Origin of the sequence: Autumnicola musiva, from assembly GCF_031846585.1 — a bacterium.
Lineage (GTDB): Bacteria > Bacteroidota > Bacteroidia > Flavobacteriales > Flavobacteriaceae > Autumnicola > Autumnicola musiva.
The window spans coordinates 236159-258162 of record NZ_JAVRHK010000002.1 but is presented as its reverse complement, the minus strand read 5'-3'; the positions used below and the strand labels follow the sequence as shown (position 1 = coordinate 258162).

The following is a 22004-nucleotide window of genomic DNA, read 5'->3' as shown; positions in this document are numbered from 1 at the left end:
TAATAATTTAACAAATTACAATTCTGTGCTTAGAAACTGTAAATTAACTATATAGCATTAAAAATTAACAAATTATTGATACTGCTAAAACATTTAAAAATAATTACTTGCTTAATTAACCATTTATTACCACTTTTGGCGTTGGCTAATTCAAATAAATTTTAAAATGAAAACAAAGTTAAGTAGTATTTTAACGCTATTACTGGCGTTTGTTGTGCAGCTAACATTTGCACAACAACAGACCGTCACGGGGACGGTAACTGATGAAGACGGTTTACCGCTACCGGGGGTAAATGTTATAATTCAGGGAACATCAACAGGTGTACAGACAGATTTTGATGGAAACTATGCCATTGAAGCCTCGATGGGAGATGTTCTGGTTTTTTCGTTTATAGGAATGGAAACAGCAGAATACACTGTAGGTAACAACAATCAAATTAATGCCACTCTTTCAACAGATGCGGCACAGTTAGACGAAGTTGTTGTAACTGCTCTGGGGATTGAGAGAGAACAAAAAGAAATTGCCTACCAAACAGAACAGGTGGACAATGAAATGCTTAACATCTCCCAACCCACTACTGCAACTGAAGGTTTAGTAGGTAAAGTTGCAGGTATGGCGGTTAATATTCAAAACAATGGTGTTAACCCTGATACCCAAATTAATCTTCGTGGTTTTCGCTCAATTTCCCAGGGAAGTACTCCTTTGTATGTAATTGATGGAGCTATAGCCACCTCAGGAGCTTTTAATGATTTGAATCCTAATGATATTCAGGATATGAACATCCTTAAAGGTGCAACCGCAGCAGCTCTTTATGGTTCTCAGGCTGCAAATGGGGCTATTATTATCAATACGAAAAGAGGTGTTTTTAATGATCGCTTTACCGTTGGAGTAACTACTACATCCACATTTCAGGAAGTAGCTTATATGCCTGATTTTCAAAATGAGTATGGTACAGGATGGCAGGGTGCTTATGAACCAATAGAAAACACTAACTGGGGCCCTAGATTTGACGGGACGGTAAGACAGGTAGGACCTACTTTTGAGGATGGATCTTTTCAGGAGCTTCCATATTCCGCGGTAGAAGACAACTTAAAAGATTTTTATGACACCGGTATTACATTACAAAACACTGTATATGCATCCGGTGGTGGTGAAAACAGCAGTTTTTATGCCTCAATAGGAGACCAGACTACTAAGGGTATTGTACCCGGAGATGAATATGAAAGACAAACTTTCAGGGTTAATGCGAGCCAAAAAGTTGGTAACCTGGAATTAAATCTAAATTCTACATATTTCCGTGATAATACAAGCGTTGTTGGAGATGACATAGGATCTCAGGAAAGGCCTCTTTACTGGTTTGTTCTAAATACTCCCAATAATATACCTTTAAGTAACTATAGAGACTGGCAGAATGATTTATATGCCTCTCCTGATGGATACTATAACGGATATTATCAAAATCCTTATTGGGCAGTAGATACCAACAGGGATAATGATGAAACTCAAAGGTTCGTTTCCAACTTACAGGCATCCTGGGATATAAATGAATGGCTGAATTTAACAGGAAGATTAGGTGTTAACTCTACCACAGGGCTAGGCCAAGAATGGAGAGCAGAACAAAATTATACTACGGCATATACAAGGCCTGATCCTGTATCTTCATTTGTTGAAGAAAGTCAGTACAGATCTCTTCAGTACACCAGTGACCTTTTGTTAACAGGTGAATTTGATCTGTCAGAAGATTTTAGCCTGAGAGCAATTCTGGGAGCTTCAAATTTCACTAGCAAGTATAGCTTCCAATCTGTTAGAGCTAACAATTTAAGTATTCCAGGTTTTTATGACATTTCAAATGGAACAGGAGCCCTTGTAGGAAATGTAAATGAAGAAAACGAGCGTTACTACGGGGTATATGGTGATTTCACGTTAGGTTTTAGGGAATTCGTATTCCTAGATATTTCAGGTAGAAACGACTGGACATCAACACTACCTTTTGAAGACAACGCCAACAGTTATTTTTATCCTGCTGCTGGTCTATCTTTTATCGCTACAGAAGCCATTCCAGCAATTAAAGGAAATGCTCTAAATTATTTAAAATTAACAGCTAATGGATCTATTGTATATAATGATCTTGATCCTTATCAGACAAATGAAATTTTTATACAGCCGGGTCCAGGGCAAACTGCTTATGACGATCTTTCATTCCCATATGGCAATATTAATGGTTTTACCGTAGGGAATACTGCTGTAGACCCTAACATTAAGCAGGAAAAGGTTAGCAGTATAGAGCTAGGCGCCAATTTTGGTTTCCTTAACAACAGGATAACCTTAAACGCTTCTTACTTTAATACTAAAATCGAGGATCTAATTACTCGGACTTCTACCGCGCCATCTGCCGGTAGTTATACCCTTGCCACAAATTTAGGAGAACTTAAGAATGAAGGTTATGAATTTTCTTTGGGGGCACGATTGGTACAGAGTAATGATTTCTCATGGAATATAGATGCAAACTTTACGCATTTTGAAACTACGGTTGTAGATGTGGACCCTAACAATCCTGATGCTACTGAAATTTCAATCGCATCCTATTCCGGAGGTTACGGAATTCATGCTATAGAAGGGATGGCCTTCCCACAAGTTAAAGCGATAGCTTATGAGAGAGATCCACAGGGAAGAATAGTAATAGACCCTAATACAGGATATCCTGTTAGTAGTGGTGAAGAAAGAGCATTCGGAAAAACTACACCTGACTATACAGTGGGACTGGTTAACACTTTTCGGTATAAAGGTTTTAGCTTAGCTGCAACACTCGATTATCGTACCGGCCACGTATTCTACTCTCAGTTAGCCGATTTAATGGAGTTTACAGGAAGATCTCAGGAAAGCGTATCTGCCAACCGCCGTGATTTTGTTGTTCCTAATACGGTTTATCAAAATGGAACTGATGCTGACGGTGATCCAGTTTATGTGGAAAACAATAATATTCCTGTTAATGGAGGACTACAGACCTATTGGACTGACCAGTATAATGTTATTAAAGAAAATTATGTAAGAGATGCTACAGCATTGAAGCTAAGGGAAGTTGCTTTGAATTACAGAGTACCAAATTCTTTATTTCAAAATACAGCAATTTCTAAAATATCTATAGGTTTGGTAGGAAGGAATCTCGTTACGTGGTTGCCTGAAGAAAATAGATTTTCTGACCCTGAATTTAACAACTCTTTTGCTAACACCAACACTCAGGGAATCAGTGGTTATCTTCAGTCTCCGCCAACAAGGTCCTATGGATTTAATGTTAATATCGAATTTTAAAAAATTTAGAAAATGAAAAATTTCAGTATATATTTCATCCTGCTTGTGGCTGCATTAGGTGTCACCTCATGCAGCGACGATTATCTGGACATGAATGATGATCCAAATAATCCAACGTCAGTCAGCCCGGATTTAATACTTCCGGTTGCCCAATCATATTCTGCCAATCTTATATTCTATGATGCTGCCGGAGCCCGGCATGCCAATACACTGGGTAATTTAATGGTTTACAACTGGAGCCAGGCCGATGGCTATTCCTGGTATTATGATGAATTCCAATATCTCGCCAATGCAAATTTTTATGATCAAATTTGGGATGATTCCTATAACCAATCTCTTAGGAATTATCAGGAACTTCTAAATTATGAAGGCCCTACATATAACAATTACAAAGCCATTGCCAAAGTAATGATGTCTTACCACTTCCAGATGCTGGTAGATGCTTATGGCGATATTCCTTATACAGAAGCTCTCCAGAGAGGTAATAATACCACCCCGGCATACGATGATGCACAGGCAGTATATGATAGTTTAATTGTAGATCTATCAGATGCTATTGATTTGATTGACGAAGCCGATAATGTAGAAAATGTTTTAAACCCAGGCGCAGCCGATGTTATGTATCAGGGAGATATGGAAGCGTGGAAAAGATTGGCCAATACAGTTAAGTTAAGGATTCTTATAAGAGAATCTGGCTTAAGCGATAAACAAGCCTATATCCAGGAAGAGATTAACCAAATTATAGATCAAGGGTCCGGTTTCATCACTGAAAATGCATCTGTAAATCCTGGCTATCAAAATGAGGAAGGAAAACAAAATCCTTTCTGGAGAAGCTTTGGACTTACTGTTGCCGGAAATACTCAAAATAATTTTCAGGCGACAACAGCCACCCCTTTTGTTTTGGATATGTTAAGCAATACTAACGATCCCCGTATAAATTATATATACGAAGAACCAGATTCAGGTCATAAAGGAGTAACTCAGGGATTACAGGCTTATCCAGATGAATTTACTTCTGAATTTGTTTCCAATTTAGGGCCTGGATTACTAAAATCTCCAGAACAGGATGCTCCTATTCTAACTGCTGCAGAAAGTTATTTTCTTCAATCTGAAGCGGCTTTAAAAGGATATCTAAACGATGATGCTCAGGCCTTATATGAATCTGGTATAGCCGCCTCATTCGAATATCTGGAAACAATGGACTTAGTTGACAGTGATAATGATCCTTCTACACCTGAGGAACTACTGGAAGCAGATCCTGCAGACTATTATTCACAGAATATTGAAAATGTTGGATGGACCGCTTCAAGCGATAAACTAGAAGCTATCATCACTCAGAAATGGATCGCTTTAAATGGGATTAATGGATTTGAAGCCTGGATAGAGTTTAATAGAACAGGATATCCAGATGATTTACCAATTTCAAGGTTAGCCCCTGGAGACAACAGGCCGGTAAGATTATCCTACCCTTCGTCTGAAAGATCTATTAATGCAAGTAACGTACCTGCACAACCAGATGCTTTCTCCGATAAAATATTTTGGGCAAATTAAAAAAGATAAAGATGAAAAAATTAAATATTTATTTCCTATTAGCAGGATTGTTAAGCATGTCCTTAACATCCTGTCTGGTAGACGATAGCGTTATAAGTGACTCTTATGGTGAGGGTCCAAATCTTGTTAGTTTTACTGACGAAAGTATAATACTTGGTGCAGAAACTAATGGGGAGGAATTTCAAAGAGGAATACCTGTTGACATAATAGGACCTACCTATGATGAGATACAGGAACCTGTAACTGTAGAAATTAGTGTAGACCCTAGTTCAACGGCTATTGAAGGAGTTCATTACCGGCTAGAGTCAACCACAATGACTATCTCTCCCGGGGACGATTTACCAAAGGATTTACCAATTACAATCATTACTGATGGGTTAGAGGCCCCGTTAGATGAAACTCCCGTTTTGAATTTAACAATAACAGAAATTTCTTCTGATGCCAATGTGGTAATAAATGGTAAAAATGAAGAGCTTGCTGTAAATTTAGCTTATGCATGCCCTTTCAATATATCTGACTACGCAGGTACTTATATAGCTACAACTGATCAATTTGGAATTTATTCAGGAGATCCTGTACCATTTGAAGTAGTTGCCGGGCCTGGTGACAATCAAATTACCTTGCAAAATGTTGCAGGTCACTCCCCGGGATATGACGTTGTAGTAGATGTGGATCCAAACACAGGGAATTTAACAATCCCTAAACAGGTAGCATTTAACTACAATAATTTAGGTGGAACCCAATATGGTGATTTGAGCTGGGAAGGTAGCGGAACATCAAGTGCTTCACCTGGAAATTGTATTGGTAACCTAGATATTACATCAGCTTATACTGTTAATGCTGGGTCTTTTGGATCCTTTAGAATCATTTTTGAAAAAGTTCAGGAAGAAGGAACAGATTCAAATGAAGACACAGATACTGAAGAAGAAGAAGAAGCTGAAGGAGAAGGAGAAGGAGAAGGAGAAGGAGAAGATACAACAGAATAATTCCATTTTCTTCTTAAGAATATAAAACCACCCAACCCGGGTGGTTTTTTTATTGCTGCCTTTTGGAAATCAATTTTAATCCTAACTTTGCCATATGAGCGAGACAACAAGAATATTTGGAATACGTACAGTTATAGAAGCTATCGACAGCGGGAAAAATATCGATAAAATTTATCTTCAAAAGGATCTTTCCGGAAGCCTTATTAAGGAGCTGGAACAAAAGATAAAAAAAGAAGAATACAATATTTCCTACGTTCCTGTAGAAAAGCTAAATAAACTCAGTAAAGGAAACCATCAGGGAGTGGTAGCCACTATCTCTCCTATCGCTTTCCAATCTATTGAAGAGATGGTTGAAAAAGCTTTCAGCCTTACCTCCACTCCCCTCTTCCTACTTTTGGACCAGCTTACCGATGTACGCAACTTCGGAGCGATTATAAGAACTGCAGAATGCTGTGGCGTTAACGGAATAATTATTCCTGAAAAAGGAGGAGCGCCTCTTAACGCCGATGCAGTTAAAACTTCAGCCGGAGCTGCTTTTAATATTCCTATCTGCAAAGTAAATCATATTAAAGATGCATTATTTTACCTACAGACCTCTCAGGTCCAATTAGTGGCTGCTACAGAAAAGACAAATATTACTATTTACGAGATAAATTTCAGGAAACCTACAGCTTTAGTGATGGGAAATGAGGCTAAAGGAGTAAGCAATTCTATATTAAAAACTGTGAATTATAAAGCTAAACTACCCCTACTGGGAAAAACAGAGTCACTGAATGTTTCCGTAGCCTGTGGTGCTGTATTGTACGAGGCGGTAAGACAAAGACTTTAATCTTCTCCTTCAGTATTACTTCTATAGGTATACCGATAAAATAACTCTTCCTCCGGCTCCTCCTTTTCTTCACCTGGTAATTTCTCAATAAAATTCCCGTTCTCATCAAAATGCCGCATAAACTCATCGTCCTCTTCCTTAAACTCAGGTCTCTCCCATTCATATTTTGGAACCTTCACTATGTTCTTCCTATAAACAATAGAAAGGAATAATCCGGCTACCAATCCGGAAAGATGTCCTTCCCAGGAAATTTCTGGATCAATAGGGGTTACATACCATAACATTCCGCCATAGAGAAAAACAACAATAAGTGATAAGGCAATTAAGCGATAATGTTTTGAAAAAATTCCCTTAAAAAAAAGAAATGCGGCCAATACATAAATTAATCCGCTGGCTCCAATATGGTTCGAGGGCCGTCCAATAATCCAGGTCATTAATCCGGAAAGCAACAGCCCGTAAATTAAAATTTGCCAGCTTATTTTCCTATAGAAATAGAACAAAGCCATTGATAATACAAAAAGCGGGATGGTATTATTAAACAAATGCTTCATACTACCATGAATAAAAGGAGAAAAAAGAATTCCTCTTAAACCCTCAAATGTCCTGGGATAAACTCCAAAATTGTTAAAATCATACCCAAACTTTATTTCAAACCAGAAAACGATCCATATTGTCAAAACAAAAATAACAGGATAGGCCACCACACCTGGGGAAAAAATAAATGGACTGGAATGATCAGGTTTTTGTTTCATCTCAATCCAATATATCAAAAAAGCAACCAAACACAGACTTGATGATATTTTGTCATCATAATTACTAATTTTGCAGCATGAATGAACCATTAGCAGAGCGTTTAAGGCCAAAGAAACTGGAAGATTATTTAAGTCAGCAACACCTTATAGGCCCAAAAGGAGCATTACGGCAGCAGTTAAAGCAGGGAATAATTCCTTCCATGATTTTCTGGGGCCCTCCCGGGGTAGGTAAAACCACTTTGGCAAATATTATTGCTACTGAATCTGAACGTCCTTTTTTTACACTCAGCGCAGTTAGCAGCGGTGTAAAAGACGTTAGGGAAATAATTGAAAAAGCCAGAAAAAGTGACGGACTTTTTACCACCAAAAGTCCTATTTTATTTATTGATGAAATTCATCGCTTTAGCAAATCACAACAGGATTCTTTATTGGGTGCAGTAGAAAAAGGATGGGTGACATTAATTGGAGCAACAACTGAAAATCCTAGTTTTGAGGTCATTTCTGCACTCCTTTCCCGGAGCCAGGTATATGTTTTAAAGCCGTTTACCAAAGAAGACCTTATTGCTCTGTTAAACCGTGCCATTGCTGAAGACAATACCATTGCAGCAAAGAAAATTCAACTAAAGGAAACCGAAGCACTTCTACGGCTTAGTGGCGGAGATGCCCGTAAACTTCTTAACATTTTTGAATTACTGGTAACTTCTTCTGAAGAAGGAGTAGAAATTACCAATGATCTGGTTTTTGAAAAGGTACAGCAGAATACTGTCTTGTATGACAAAACAGGAGAGCAACATTACGACATTATTTCTGCTTTTATTAAATCTATTCGGGGCAGCGATCCCAATGCTGCGGTTTATTGGCTGGCCAGAATGATAGAAGGCGGAGAAGATGTAAAATTCATTGCCCGAAGACTGCTCATATTAGCAAGCGAAGATATTGGAAATGCCAATCCCACTGCCCTGGTAATTGCTAATAACACCTTCCAGGCTGTTAATACCATAGGTTATCCCGAAGCACGAATTATCCTGAGCCAGTGTACTACTTATCTGGCGACTTCTGCAAAAAGTAATGCTGCTTACATGGCTATTAACAATGCTGTAAGCCTGGTTAAAAAAACAGGCAACTTACCTGTCCCTTTAGCTATAAGAAATGCGCCTACCAAATTAATGAAAGATCTTGGCTATGGAGATAGCTACAAGTATGCCCATAACTATGAGGGAAATTTTACCCAGGAAGAATTTTTACCCGAAGAGATAAAGAATACCATTCTTTACAATCCGGGACATAACCAAAGGGAAAATGCCCAGCGTGAATTTTTAAAAAAGCGTTGGAAAAATAAATACCCCTATTAAATATTTTTCTGAAAATTAAAGCTTTCAACATTGGAGTTCAATAGTAACAAGCCTTCAAAATTGAAGGATCAATCCTGAAGTGCGTACACTGACTTTACCGTTTTATTTTGATTTCTATCAAAATATTCCACTACCAAATTTCCTGCATTGTCAAAGTAAGCCAGACCCTGTTTGGTTACTGAAGAATATATAAATGAATTATCTTTTTCAGATTTTATTAAAGCAGCGAAAGGTTCTGCCATACCTTTCTGATGAAAAGAGTAGCCCTCCCCGGTTTTCTCGAGATAATATTCAGCATTGTCTAAAACAAAGTATTTACCTGCTACAAAATCAGCCGAAACTTCTTTTTTAATTTCCACCTCCCGGTCTTCCTGCTCTTGCGGCACAACTTCCTGCTCACTTTCAGGCGTTTCTACAGCTACTTCACCATTCATATCTTCTGTCTCTTGTGTTTTTACAGAATTATTATACTCATACCCCTGTTCTTCCAATGAAGAAAAAGCATTCCTCAATGCTTCCTGATATGCAACTTTAAAATCCTTCTCCCGGCTCCTGCCTTCCGGTGACTCATAAACTACTTTATCGTAGCAATCCTTTAAGACAAGCTTCAATTTAGTAACAAAAAGACCGGAATCATTTGATACATCTGCATATAAAGCCCGGCAGGGATCTCCCTGAAGCACAGCTGACTTATCTGCTGATTTCATAACAGTTTTGAACCCATATTTCTCCAGTAAAAATTTGGTGAGGGCGTTTAACTGATATTCATTTTTAGAGTCAGAAAATTCAAAACTTTCCGGAACAATTACATATTGATAATCATTAAGGTCCTGAGCATTTGCTGATGCAAAAGAGCATATCAGCAAAAATACAGATAATAATTTCTTCATTTTTAGTATGATTTTTAAATATCTTGAACTATAACATAAATCTTAATAATAGCCCAGCCTTCTGTCAAAAATAAACTGCAATCCTAATTGAACTGAAGTTCCGTTGGCTTTCGCTAAATTAGGAAAAGCTAACAAATTATTAGCTGCCATGTACACATTAAAGTTGCCGAAAGTACGGTGCACCATCGCCCCAATATTGGTAAAAGAATAATCATCTATACTGTACATTGCCCTAAAGCCAAATTTTTCAGTCACTAATTTGTCGTAATATGCCGAAAATGCAAGTGTAATTCCCTTTGGACGTTTTACACCGGAAAGAAGCATACCTACGGCATTTAAGTATCTTACTTCTTCCCTAAGACGATAATTACAGGGAACCAGGGCTCTTCCAAACCCAAATTCCATAGACGTATTAAATTTTACCGGTCTCCAGGTAGTATAGGAATCATAAAGTGTCTCGTCCTGCAAATTTTCGTCAACTTCATCCTCAAACAAATCCCAGTAAGGAATAGCTTCTTCATCTTCATCCAATTCGGGAAATAAGGGTTCAAGCCCCTCTGTTTGATAATCGCCATAATACCGGTAATTTTCCACATCGGTACGCTGAAACATTATACCAATATCCCGAACGGCTCCGGTCACCTTAAATTGCTCATTAACTTCATAAGTAGCACCAATATCAAGCCCTACTCCAACATTGCCACCAAAAAGGGACCGCTTCAACACATCGGCCGCGGCTTGTTCTACAGTATTTCCTTCTGCATTATTTAAAGGTGCAAAACCTGAAGTCTTTATAAGTACATCAATATTAGATGCAGTTTGAGTATAAATGCCGGTTGCTCCCTGGTTGTTAAGCGTGGTGGTAAATGTGCCTTGATTATTAGTGCTTTCAACATTAAAAATACCGGAATAGAGTTTCCCCCTCACCCCCACTATTAGCTTATCATTGATTTGCCTGGTAAGCCCCATGTGATAAACAGCAAGTACTTCTGCCGTAAAAGCAGCCTGGGAAAAATCAAATGGCTGACCAATGTAACTGCTGTTACCCTCATTTATAAGAATTGCCAGATCTTTAGGGAAATAAGAAAAAACATCGGTTTCCTGATAAACACCTATAGAAAGATAATCCCTGCGATTGAGTTTCCATCCAAAAGAGAAAATTTCCCACTGCTCGTTAATTGAAAAATAATCCTGCGGGGTTAAATTGCGAATAGCATTTCGCACCCGCAAGTTGACGTTTGGATTGGAATCATCAAAAATATCAAAAAGTGTAACACCGGTAAAACCCGCAGAAATATGGAATTGCGAAAAAAAGGGCATCCCAATGTGCCCTCTGAAATTAATTTCGGCTCCCGGATTGCTTAAAAGCGTTTGTGGAAGAGCATCTACATTATATAGTAAAGGTTTATTCTGAGAAATGGAAATTTTAGAAAAAATCAGAAAAAAAACAACAAAAAGTCGCTGCATAGCTAAAATTCAAACTTGAAAAGTCCTTTTGAAGCAAATTCAAGATCGCCTTTAAAATCTTCTTCATTTGGCTGGACTTCAAGTTCGATTACCATGAAAATTGAATTTTTAACCTGTGTTACCCGTTCTTTCCCCATCACTTCAATTCTTTCAGTTGTAACCGGATCATCTTCGCTTCCAGGAGAAACGAGATAATTTACGCTAAATTGTTTCCTGCCCGAGGCTGATAAAAAATGTACTTTATTTAAAAAGACCTGAGGGAAGGTATTAATATTTCTAAAATAAAACTCTACAGATTCCAAATCATTCTGAATATAATCGTCATCCAGAAATTCCAGTCGAACAGTGTCCCTTATTACCGTACGCATTCGCTTAGTATCAGGATCAACAAAATCTGTTTCCCCTACCTCATACAGCACTAAATTGGTCTGAAGGTCCGGACTCAGGGTAATATCCTTTGCCTGGTTCAGGTCTACATCTTTTACACAGCCCGCACAAATCACCACCAACAGGATTACAAGAAACCTTTTAAAAAATGTTAAACGCTCGCACATAGATATCTGACTTAGAGATTACTATTATATTGGCGAAATTAGTAAAACTTAAAATTTATAAAAATTTTAGAAGTTATTTTAACGTTTTAATTTGTCTTACACCGTTCTTTTTTGCGGGCACAGAAATAACTAATGTAGGAGCACATCTCCTGATTTTCTGATCGAAAAATATTAATTTTATAATTAGCCCCTGTCATAACCGGGTTTTCAGCATCTTACAAATGTTTAATGAGAACTTTTCTAAATTTAATGCATTGACCATATTCATTTGAGCTTCTTCTGAAGTAGCAATAAAATCGAAAAGTTTCACAAATAATTATGTAGTAATTTTCTTACTTTATAGGTTTTAGGCAGTGAGTATCCATTTCGAATCAGGTTCAGCTATTCGACAAATGTATTTAAGAATAAATTTTTACTGCAGGAAATTGCACATCCTCGAGCAAGGTGCTTCTTTTAAAATCTCATAAATATCCCGTTCCCAATCTATCAATAATCCGGAATTCAATGTTCCAGGTTAATAAAACATCCTCAAAAATCTTTAATTTCATAAATTTGCTTCAGTACACTGTAGAACATCACCTTATTAGAATAACTTGAAAAATCCTGATTTTTAAACACAGCCCTAAACTTACCTCCTACTTCCTGCACCTGCCTTAATGCTTTAGCTACCTCCTGATGAACCTGCTCTGCTTTCACATTTTCATATATACCAGAATTAAAAACATAAGGGTGCAACATTAAAGGGGTGGTTACTTCCATGTTAATATCATAGAATAAAAAAGGAGTACAGGTACCTGCCCTAAAACCCATAGCATCAGGGTAACCCATCGAGAAATCATTGTGAACTTCCAGCTCCACCAGATTATTATAGTTTTCAGGTAGCCCAAGATCATGCCGGGAATTAAGTACATGATCCAGTGAACTATGTACGATATTTTCCATACGAAGCTTTTCTGTTCTAAGGGTCTTCATGTCTTTTGCAGCGTAATATCCCTGCAGCAGTCCCACCCTGGCATAATCTCCAACAGATTTTATCACCGATCTACCCGGAATCCTGTTATAATTTATGTTTCGGTCGTGGATACTGAAGTTACTTAGCTGAAACATAAAATACATTTCCAGCTTGTATTTTTTTATAAGCTCTATTAAATCTTCAAAAATATTAAACGGGTCTTTTTTTATCCTGAAACCCACTTGTAGCCGATCAAAAACTTTATTAAAATTCAATTGAAAAAAATCCCTCTGCATTCCCGAAAAACTTCTCAGAACTCCCTTATTTTTATAGGCGAAAATATTTTCAACAGCCATCACGGCATTTGCCTCGAAAAACCTTTCCTGAAGTTTAATATCCGGAAAACGTTCAGCTAAAACATTTCTGAATTTAAGAGCCCATTTATCTACAACCGGAGAAGAAAGAAAGCCTTCCTGATAAGCCAGACTTTCTGAAACAGGAAAACGTTCAGCTTCATCTTTTACATGCGGAGCATATTCTTCGTATCTGCTAAGCAAATAGAAGGATGCTGCAAAAATATCAAAAGGTAATGCACTGGCTTCCGGAACGGGAAAAAAGCAAACGCTGTCTTCCCAGGGCTGTACTTTTATTTCAACTTCAGAAAAGCCCTGTTCAGTAAGAAGATCTATTTTCTGAAAAAAAAGTTCCTTTCCCAAAGGCTGCTTTCCATAAGAAAGTTTCATGCCGTCATGAGCGATAAATTCCTCAATCTTTGTGGTGAATTTTATGGAAATACCTAGAATCCCCGTACATAAATGTTTAAAAATATAGATAATTCTGGGTGTAATTTTCTGGGTATAGATAAGTAACATTCAGGAAAAATTAAAGGATACCTTCGTCTGCAAAGCTAAAATATGATTTTTCAGTTACAATAATATGATCCAGCACTTTAATGTCCAGACTTTCTGAAGCGGTTTTTAATTTAGAAGTAAGTTGTTTATCTGCCTCGCTGGGTTTAAGGGTTCCTGAGGGATGATTATGAGTAAGAATAAGGGCCGTAGCACCTAATTCCAGAGCTTTTTTAAGGGTGATTCGTACATCCACCAGGGTTCCTGTAATACCACCTTTGCTTAATTGAATCTGCTCCAGCACTTTATTTGAATTATTGAGGTAGATAATCCAGAATTCCTCATGAGGAAGTTCACCTATTACAGGTTGCATAAGTTCAAAAACAGAATGACTGGAAGTGATTTTTTTCTTCTCCAACGCCTCCTCTACCCTTCTCCTGCGGCCAAGTTCTAATGCAGCCACAATACTAACAGCTTTGGCTTCCCCAATTCCCTTAAATGTGCAAAGCTGGTTAATGGATAGGCGGCCAAGTTCACTGAGGTTGTTATGCGTAGAAGCAAGAATGCGTTTACTTAATTCCACAGCACTTTCTTCCCGGTTTCCCGAACCAATCAAGATAGCAATAAGTTCTGAATCACTTAAGCTGGTCCTACCCTTTTGCAATAGCTTTTCCCGGGGGCGGTCATCTTCTGCCCAATTTTTAATACTGAAGGTTACCCGCTCTTTTTCCATTATGCTAAAGATATAAAACCCTTTTACACAATGCACAAAAAAACCAATATGAAAAACTTAAATTAAAATTCCGGAGCAAGCCCATGGGATATGAATAATAACAACTTCAAAATTTCAGGTAAAACCCTAAACCATCAATTAGGGATTAAGCCATGATTTTACTTCTTCAAAGTCCAGTCCTCCATAATTCCCGCTGCTCATAAAGAGCAAAGCAGAATTACTAAGGTCCAAATTTCTAAGGGTTTGGTGCAGGTCCTGTGGGTTGGTAAACACCTGCAGATTCTCTTTTTTAAAAGCCGAAAAAATTTGTTCCGCAGAAATGTTATCAAGATTTTTAAGTTTTACGGCATCAGGAGAATAAAAAACAAAAGCTTTATCAGCTTCCTTCAGGCTATCGGCATAGTATTTCAAAAATTCTCCATTTAAACTGCTATAGGTGTGCAATTCAAAACATACTATTAAATTTCTGTTTTTAAACTGCTCCTTTACTGCCGCTGTGGTAGCTTTCACTTTGGAAGGACTATGAGCAAAATCTTTAAAAATTACAGCCGAAGATGATTCGGCAACCTTTTCCAGCCTTTTAGAGGCACCTTTGAAGGTGGCAATAGCTTCATAAAAATCATCTTCATCTATTCCCATGTGCTGGCAAATCCATTTAGCACCAGCTACGTTACTAAGATTATGATGCCCAAAAATTTCAAGAGGCAAATCTCCTTCAGGAGTTGTAAGAAGCGTTTGCTCTCCCTCAATATCATACTCAGGAGTATGATACGGATGTTTTCTAATGGGATTTGCAGTTCCTTCAGCAATATTTTTAACTTCAGGGTCTTCCTCATTATATACAAGGATCCCTCCGTTCACGATTGAATTCACAAAAATTTCAAACTGTTCCACATAATTTTCATATCTGGGAAAAACATTAATATGATCCCAGGCTATGCCACTTAAAAGCGCAATATTAGGCTGATATAAATGAAACTTGGGTCGCCGGTCTAATGCAGACGACAAATATTCGTCTCCTTCAATAACTATAAAATCATTTTCTTCAGTAAGATGAACAGAATTCGTGTAACCCTCCAGAGCAGCTCCCACCATAAAATCAACCGCTTTCCCGTGGTAGTTCATCACATGAAGAATCATGGAAGTTATACTCGTTTTGCCATGGGAACCACCTATAACCACGCGGGTTTTATTTTTAGATTGTTCATATAAAAATTCGGGATATGAATAAACCGGAATTCCTAATTCCTTAGCTCTCGCTAATTCAGGATTATCGGCTTTAGCATGCATCCCAAGAATCACAGCATCCACTTCTCCTGAAATTTTATCGGGAAACCAACCAGCTTCCACAGGTAAAATATCAAAACTTCTCAGCCTGGAACGGGAAGGCTCAAAAATGGCATCATCACTGCCGGTTATTTCATATCCTTTTTGCTGTAGGGCTATAGCCAAGGCATGCATTGCACTTCCGCCTATAGCTATAAAATGAAGTTTCATAAAGCTAAATTTTTGGCAAATATAACTATTTAAGGACAGAAGATAAGAAGCCATATCATAACCTTTAGAAGATGCCATACCTTAGGTTCCAACAGTAAGGAATTTCCCTGTCCGCATTTTCACATTTAAGCTTCAGAAGTTAGATATTGATTTAATCTTCAACCTGTGATTAACATTTTTTCATCCAGATCATAAAACCAAATTGACAGAGAATTAGTTCGTCTAAAGTTATTTATTTCCAGACGAAATACCTAATTTGAGTAACTTTTCTAAAACATTTGTTAAAATGTACTATAATGTGATGAAGTTCAGGCATGAGTTATTAACAATTAGTTGCCAGACCCAGGAATTTTTTAAAAATTGTTAAAAACCAGTATATTTCGATCCCTTATGTTAAAAATTATTTTAATATTTGCGATACTTTTTAAATGAATTTAAACCTAAAATTAAAAGTTGAATTTAACACCTAGCCTATGCACAATTTTACTTTAGGTAAAAAATGGAATTATTTATCCATTTTTACCTTTATTTTATTTATCGGAAGTTTCCCCTCGTTCGGGCAAACTTGTCCCACCGAGGATGGGACGGACAACACCCAGGAGTTCTGCTACCTGGATACGGTAAGTCAAATTACCAGTGATGGTTCTGAAACTGCGGTTTATCAGACCAGTGATAATTTAAATGACACACAACCTATACCCGGGGACGAAGTTTTAACTGACGGAGCAACTTATTTCGTTGGTACTACTTCAGGAGATTGTGAAAGAGTACCTGTGAGTGTTACAGTTAATACTGTCCCTGCTCCCACTAACACTATCTTCCCAAACAGCAACAGCTTTTCAATAAGCCCTTGTTCTGCCACAAATTTTACGGCAGATGATTTGGCCGGATATTTTGCTGCTACAGAATCCGGTTATGAAGTTGAAGTTTACGCTACAGAATTTGGAGATGCTACTGCTGAAGGAGAATTAGTTCCCGGCGCGAGCTATTTTATTGGTCAAACACCTTCTTCAGGTGCCGGTTGCCCTTCTATAAGAGCAGCCGTAGGATATGATCCTAACGATCCCGACGCTCCTGTTGCGGAAGCTACGCAAATTTTTTGTGAAGGATCTACTGTTGCAGATCTGGAGGCTACTGCCACTTATCCTAATACCCAGGCCATTAGATGGTATAGATCTGAAACTGCCAATTCTCCTTTACCAGAGGAAACAGTTCTTTTAGACGGGGAAACCTATTATGCCAGTCAGGTTGTAAACGACAGAGACAGCCCATTTCCTCCTTGCGAAAGTGAAGAAAGAACTGCTGTATTGGTTGAACTGGACGAGATTGACGCTGGCGAACAGGTTGGTGACGGACAATATTGTTTATCTGAAATTCAGGATAGATTAGCAGATGGAGCAACTCCTGAACAACTTTTCCTTGGATTGTTGGCACCGGAAGTCCCTACAGATGGAACTTTTGCAGATGATTCTATTGCTGAAATTTCTGCTGCTTTTAATAACAATCCTATTCAGACCTTTACTACCACATATACCATTACCAATGATTTGGGATGTACAGATAGTGTGGTTTTGTCTATAACTGTTTCAGAGGATGCTAATGCCGGAGAAGACACAAGTTTAGAATTATGCCAGTCCCAAATAGAAGAAATAATTCAATTAGCTCTTACAGATCCTGATGCAGCTCAAGCTTTGCTTATTGAGCAAATAGGAGAGGATGTAGATACTGATGGCGAATTTAACAACAGTTCTGTACAGGAAATTGCTACACAATATTTCATCGCTGTTCAAAATAATGATTTTCCATTTACAGCTTCTACTACTTACACTGTGGGTGCCGGAACCGAATGTGAAGATAGTTCCGAAATAAACATTACCGTAACAGAAGGGCTGGATTCTATAGATCCTATTACCAGTATTTTATGTGTTTCTGAAGTAGAGCCTGGCTTAGATGCTGCCGGAGTGGAAGCTTATTATACCGGATTAATTGCTGACCTGCCGCAGGGGGGTACTTTTAATCCAACTCCTGCTGAACTATTAGCAGATTACCAAAGTAATCCTATCGGAACTTTTACTACTACCTACACTGTACCAGGAGGTGATGAAGATTGTGGCGGTTCAGTTGAAGTTTCTGTAATCATTAATCCGCTAGAGGATGCTAATGCAGGTGAGATTGCTGATCAAACGGTATGTTTCAGTAATGACGATATTGTCCTTTCAAGTCTTTTAAGTGATGATGCCTCTACTGGGGGTACTTTCTCTGATGAAAATGGCGAGATTGAAGATGGTACTTTTAGCCCTTCAACAAGAGGTGAAGGAACATATACTTTAACTTATACTGTTGACGATTCTGCCGAATGTACAACAGAAGGAACTGAGGCTACGGCTACATTTACCATTACCGTAACAGAAGGGCTGGATTCTATAGATCCTATTACCAGTATATTATGTGTTTCTGAAGTAGAGCCTGGCTTAGATGCTGCCGGAGTGGAAGCTTATTACACCGGATTAATTGCTGACCTGCCACAGGGAGGTACCTTTAACCCGACTCCTGCTGAACTATTAGCAGATTACCAAAGTAATCCTATCGGAACCTTTACTACTACTTACACTGTACCAGGAGGTGATGAAGATTGTGGCGGTTCAGTTGAAGTTTCGGTAACTATTAATCCATTAGAGGATGCTAATGCAGGCGACATCGCTGATCAAACTGTGTGTTTCAGTAATGAAGATATTGTCCTTTCAAGCCTTTTAAGTGATGACGCCTCTACCACGGGTACTTTCTCTGATGAAAATGGCGAGATTGAAAATGGAGTCTTCAGCCCATCAACAAGAGGTGAAGGAACTTACACCATTACCTACTCAGTTGACGATTCTGCCGAATGTACAACAGAAGGTACTGAGGATACGGCTACATTTACCATTACCGTAACAGATGGAATCGATGCTATAGATCCTATTACCAGTACATTATGTATTTCTGAAGTAGAACCTGGCTTAGATGCTGAAGGAGTGGAAGCTTATTACACCGGATTAATTGCTGACCTGCCACAGGGAGGTACCTTTAACCCGACTCCTGCTGAACTATTAGCAGATTATCAAAGTAATCCTATCGGAACCTTTACTACTACTTACACTGTACCAGGAGGTGATGAAGATTGTGGCGGTTCAGTTGAAGTTTCGGTAACTATTAATCCATTAGAGGATGCTAATGCAGGCGACATCGCTGATCAAACTGTGTGTTTCAGTAATGAAGATATTGTCCTTTCAAGCCTTTTAAATGATGACGCAACTACAGGCGGAACTTTTTCTGATGAAAATGGCGAGATTGAAGATGGTACTTTTAGCCCGTCAACAAGAGGTGAAGGAACTTACACCATTACCTACTCAGTTGACGATTCTGCCGAATGTACAACAGAAGGTACTGAGGATACGGCTACATTTACCATTACCGTAACAGAAGGGCTGGATTCTATAGATCCTATTACCAGTATATTATGTGTTTCTGAAGTAGAGCCTGGCTTAGATGCTGCCGGAGTGGAAGCTTATTACACCGGATTAATTGCTGACCTGCCACAGGGAGGTACCTTTAACCCGACTCCTGCTGAACTATTAGCAGATTACCAAAGTAATCCTATCGGAACCTTTACTACTACTTACACTGTACCAGGAGGTGATGAAGATTGTGGCGGTTCAGTTGAAGTTTCGGTAACTATTAATCCATTAGAGGATGCTAATGCAGGCGACATTGCTGATCAAACAATTTGTTTAACTCAGGGAATTGTTGACCTTTCCGATTACCTAACTGCTGATGCAACTACAGGAGGAACTTTCTCCGGTGACAATGTTGCTGATGGCCAGTTTGATCCTTCAACAGGAGTTGGAGAATATACAATCACTTATACTGTAGACGATTCTGCTGACTGTGTGACTGAAGGAACTCAAGATTCTACTTCTTTCACCATTACAGTTACACCAACAGAAGATGCAGAGGCAGGCGACATCGCTGATCAAACTATTTGTCTGACTCAGGGAATTGTTGACCTTTCCGATTACCTAACTGCTGATGCAACTACAGGAGGAACTTTCTCCGGTGACAATGTTGCTGATGGACAGTTCGATCCTTCAACAGGAGTTGGAGAGTATATAATCAGTTATACGGTAGACGATTCTGCTGATTGTGTGACTGAAGGAACTGAAGATTCTACTTCTTTTGTGATAACCGTAACGGAAAGCTTAGATCTTGGAGAGGAAATCGCCACTACATTATGTGCCGCTGATATTGATCCAAACCTCAATGCTGAGGGTGTTGAAGAATATTATAACGGATTGGTGGATAACCTTCCACAGGGAGGAACTTTTGATCCAACTCCGGCAGAAATCTTTGCAGATTATCAGGCAAATCCCATAGGCACCTTTACTACTACTTACACTGTACCAGGTGATGAAGATTGTGGTAGTTCAGTTGAAGTTTCTGTAACTGTTACTCCAACAGAAGATGCAGAGGCAGGCGACATCGCTGATCAAACAGTTTGTCTGACTCAGGGAATTGTTGACCTTTCCGATTACCTTACTGCAACTACAGGAGGAACTTTCTCCGGTGACAATGTTGCTGATGGACAGTTCGATCCTTCAACAGGAGTTGGAGAATATACAATTACTTATACCGTAGATGATTCTGCGGATTGTGTTAATGAAGGAACTGAAGATTCAACTTCTTTCACTATTACAGTAATTGATTCCGAGGACGCAGTAGCTGAAGCTACAGATGCCCAAATTAACGTGTGCACTAGTGAAACTTCTTATGATTTATTCACTGCATTAACTGAAAACAGCACAAGAGGAGGTTCTTTCTTCCTTAATGGTGAAGCTTATGAAGGAAGCACTTTTGATGCTACAAGTGTAGAAGAGGGTAGTTATAATTTCACTTATACCGTAAGTTCAGAAGACGCAGATTGTATCGTTGGGGAAGCTACCGCTTCGTTTACCATTAATGTTACAACTGAAGCTTTTGATGCAGGTGAAGATGTTAATATTACAGCTTGCTCCGCTAACCTTAATAGTAACCCGTCAACAAGTACAGTTAGAGATTATTTTATAGGATTACTAGAGGACGGTTTAGCAACAAATGGTACTTTTTCACCTGGCATTCAGGAAATTCGTGAAAGCTACCTTGACAATCAAATTGGAACTTTTAGTACTACTTACACTGTAGGTAGTGGAGATTGTGAAGATTCAGTTGTTCTTACAGTTGAAGTCTTTCAAAGCGCCAATGCCGGTATGGATATGAACATTAGCGTATGTTCAAACGACGGAGTGCAAAACTTGTCTGATTTCATTTCTGAAGAAGCAAATCAAGATGGCGAATTCAGCCTTGATGGAGAAGTTATTGCTGACGCTACGATGAATCCAGCCGATTTTGAAGCCGGAACTTATACAGTTATATATACTGTTCCAGCTATCAGTGATTGTGGTGAGGATACAGCAGAGTTTACAGTTACTGTAAGCGCTCCTTCTGATGCTCCGGAAGTAACAGATCAAACATTCTGTGCTATCGATGCCCCAACAGTTGCTGACCTTGGCTTTACTCAGGATGGACTTACTTATTATTCTGACGAGGCAATGACGATGATGGTAGAAGTTGATGATTTCCTTGAAGCTGGTGATTATTATATTACTCAAACACTTGAAGGTGAGTGTGAATCTGATGCAGCCGTGATTAATGTCACTATCAATGATACCGATGCTCCAACAATCACTCTTACAGAGGAATTATGTGAATCTGATGATTTGAGACTTTCAGATCTACGGGAGAACATTAATGAAACAGGAGATATTACCTGGTATACTTCTGCAGAAGGTGACGACGTTTTAAGCGAGAACACAGTACTTGAAGATGGCACTACCTACTATGCAGGTTTATTAACTGAAGATTCCGAATGTGAAAGCTCAGAGAGATTAGCTGTAACAGTTCAGTTAGAAACATGTGAACTTGTATTTCCTGAGGGTATTTCTCCAAATGGAGATTCAATGAACGAAACCTGGTATGTGGATGGAATTGATATTGATTATCCAGATCACTCAATTACCATATTCAACAGGTGGGGCAATACTGTTTATAAAGGAAAAGCATCACAAAGCAACGCCTGGGATGGAACGTCAAACCAATCAGGAAATCTTGGGGATGATGTGTTACCGGTAGGAGTTTACTTCTATGTGATTGATTTCAATGATGGGGAAAGAGCTCCAAAACAAGGTAAAATTTACCTAAGCCGATAGTCTAA

Annotated in this window: 13 protein-coding genes; 6 read left to right on the top strand and 7 right to left on the bottom strand. The window is 38.6% G+C overall.

Annotated elements, in window-relative coordinates:
• The first annotated feature begins 166 nt into the window (after positions 1–166).
• The 4 genes from RM539_RS03520 (at position 167) to rlmB (ending at position 6676) form a co-directional block, all read left to right on the top strand.
• Positions 167–3310 (top strand): SusC/RagA family TonB-linked outer membrane protein, encoded by a 3144-nt coding sequence (locus RM539_RS03520; protein ID WP_311502053.1) that lies wholly within the window; start codon positions 167–169, stop codon positions 3308–3310.
• A gap of 12 nt (positions 3311–3322) precedes the next feature.
• A complete protein-coding gene (locus tag RM539_RS03515; RefSeq protein WP_311502052.1) occupies positions 3323–4861 on the top strand; it encodes a SusD/RagB family nutrient-binding outer membrane lipoprotein in 1539 nt (512 codons plus the stop codon).
• An 11-nt stretch (positions 4862–4872) separates the two neighbouring features.
• A complete protein-coding gene (locus tag RM539_RS03510; RefSeq protein WP_311502051.1) occupies positions 4873–5847 on the top strand; it encodes a hypothetical protein in 975 nt (324 codons plus the stop codon).
• Between the two features lie 94 nt (positions 5848–5941).
• Positions 5942–6676: a 23S rRNA (guanosine(2251)-2'-O)-methyltransferase RlmB gene (rlmB, locus tag RM539_RS03505; protein ID WP_311502050.1), complete on the top strand. Its 735-nt coding sequence runs from the start codon at positions 5942–5944 to the stop codon at positions 6674–6676.
• Here rlmB and RM539_RS03500 read toward each other — a convergent pair.
• On the bottom strand, positions 6673–7428 hold the full coding sequence (locus RM539_RS03500) for a rhomboid family intramembrane serine protease (RefSeq protein ID WP_311502049.1): 756 nt from the start codon (positions 7426–7428) through the stop codon (positions 6673–6675). The two genes, rlmB and RM539_RS03500, sit on opposite strands and share 4 nt — an antisense overlap.
• A gap of 77 nt (positions 7429–7505) precedes the next feature.
• Here RM539_RS03500 and RM539_RS03495 point away from each other — a divergent pair, with 77 nt between their 5' ends.
• A complete protein-coding gene (locus tag RM539_RS03495) occupies positions 7506–8780 on the top strand; it encodes a replication-associated recombination protein A (protein WP_311502048.1) in 1275 nt (424 codons plus the stop codon).
• A 68-nt stretch (positions 8781–8848) separates the two neighbouring features.
• Here RM539_RS03495 and RM539_RS03490 read toward each other — a convergent pair whose 3' ends face one another.
• From RM539_RS03490 to RM539_RS03465, 6 genes are all read right to left on the bottom strand, one after another.
• Positions 8849–9670: a hypothetical protein gene (locus RM539_RS03490; protein ID WP_311502047.1), complete on the bottom strand. Its 822-nt coding sequence runs from the start codon at positions 9668–9670 to the stop codon at positions 8849–8851.
• A gap of 42 nt (positions 9671–9712) precedes the next feature.
• A complete protein-coding gene (locus RM539_RS03485; protein WP_311502046.1) occupies positions 9713–11137 on the bottom strand; it encodes a DUF5723 family protein in 1425 nt (474 codons plus the stop codon).
• 2 nt (positions 11138–11139) lie between these two features.
• Positions 11140–11691 (bottom strand): hypothetical protein, encoded by a 552-nt coding sequence (locus RM539_RS03480; RefSeq protein WP_311502045.1) that lies wholly within the window; start codon positions 11689–11691, stop codon positions 11140–11142.
• Between the two features lie 528 nt (positions 11692–12219).
• Entirely contained in the window at positions 12220–13515 is a 1296-nt protein-coding gene (locus RM539_RS03475) for a DUF7033 domain-containing protein (RefSeq protein WP_311502044.1), read from the bottom strand.
• 10 nt (positions 13516–13525) lie between these two features.
• Positions 13526–14224 (bottom strand): RadC family protein, encoded by a 699-nt coding sequence (gene radC, locus RM539_RS03470; protein ID WP_311502043.1) that lies wholly within the window; start codon positions 14222–14224, stop codon positions 13526–13528.
• 138 nt (positions 14225–14362) lie between these two features.
• On the bottom strand, positions 14363–15721 hold the full coding sequence (locus RM539_RS03465) for a UDP-N-acetylmuramate--L-alanine ligase (RefSeq protein ID WP_311502042.1): 1359 nt from the start codon (positions 15719–15721) through the stop codon (positions 14363–14365).
• A 473-nt stretch (positions 15722–16194) separates the two neighbouring features.
• Between RM539_RS03465 and RM539_RS03460 the strand changes: the two genes are divergently transcribed.
• A complete protein-coding gene (locus tag RM539_RS03460) occupies positions 16195–21999 on the top strand; it encodes a gliding motility-associated C-terminal domain-containing protein (protein WP_311502041.1) in 5805 nt (1934 codons plus the stop codon).
• Positions 22000–22004 lie beyond the last annotated feature (5 nt).